1 protein-coding gene is annotated in these 1,083 nt (G+C 51.6%); it reads right to left on the bottom strand.

What is annotated here, in order from left to right; translation table 11 throughout:
- A partial coding sequence (locus V6D20_25265) for a hypothetical protein (protein HEY9819092.1) occupies positions 1-705 on the bottom strand: 705 nt, incomplete at its 3' end.
- Between the last annotated feature and the right edge of the window lie 378 nt (positions 706-1,083).

A 1,083-nucleotide genomic window follows, 5' to 3' on the forward strand; every position in this document is an offset into this window, starting at 1 on the left:
CCCACCTTGGTCAGCAGCTTCAAGCCAAGGTGTATCACCAGCAACACGAGCACCTGCAGGAAATGTACCAGAGGCTTGTTGACCCACACCAGCAGAAAGTTCAGGAAATGGGTCTTCTCTTCTACGCAAGAACCTGCTACTCCATCCCCTGAACATTCTGTGTGGATTGAAAAATCCCCTTGCCTTGTTTTGATCACTGGTTCCACCAAGTCTGTACGAATCGGGTTGCATAAGAGATCCTGTGGGCAACCTAAGCACACCAGTCTTAATGGCGTATGCCAGCTTGTAGTCCTCTGGTCCCCACGCGGAGCGTCCTAACAGTCTCATCTTGGCAATGCGAGCACTTACGTCATGCCAATAATCAATTAGCTTCTCTCGCTCATCATAGTAGTCACCCAACACACCCTTTTCGCGCGCCAGAGCCACTTGGGCGGGGTCACTCATGTCAATGGCATTAGTGAGCCAGGTCTTGTACCTGAGGTTGTTGACCACCTCCTGTTTGCGCTTCTGGTAGTCCAAGTCTTCCTTGGTGATCTCCTGTTGGAACTGCACGGGACGGCCAGTGTATGGATCAGCAGCAGCATTGCGCTGCTTCATGGCGTAGGTGTCATCATAGGGGTCTTTGGGGATCAAATTGGCGGGGAATTGGTTGGTGTAGTTGGGGTCATTTTCGGTTGGCAATTGGACAGGAGGCTGGGTCTGCATGGAGTTAATCTCCCCTGTGATCTTCGCAGCCTTTGCCTGCTGCTCTGACCCCTTAGGGGGGTGGATACCTCCTTTGTCTGGCATTGTTTCTGTGTGTGGGGTTATACGTGGTGGTGCCTTGCTAAATCATTTAGAATTGTTGACTAACCATGAGCACCATACTCTACATAGGCACTCCTCAGCACAAGCGCGTGTTTAGTGTACACCCCACTACCTTGTCAAGGATCACAACCGAGGACGCGTGTTGCTGTATCTATGACCCTGTTGGGAAACACCTGGATGCGTTTATCAGCAACACACAGGTCTCTGACTGGGGAGACGAACAAGTGGGGGTGACAGTGGAAGTTCAACATGTTTACTTGCCTGACACGCGCCCCT

The organism is Candidatus Obscuribacterales bacterium, from assembly GCA_036703605.1.
Taxonomy (GTDB): domain Bacteria; phylum Cyanobacteriota; class Cyanobacteriia; order RECH01; family RECH01; genus RECH01.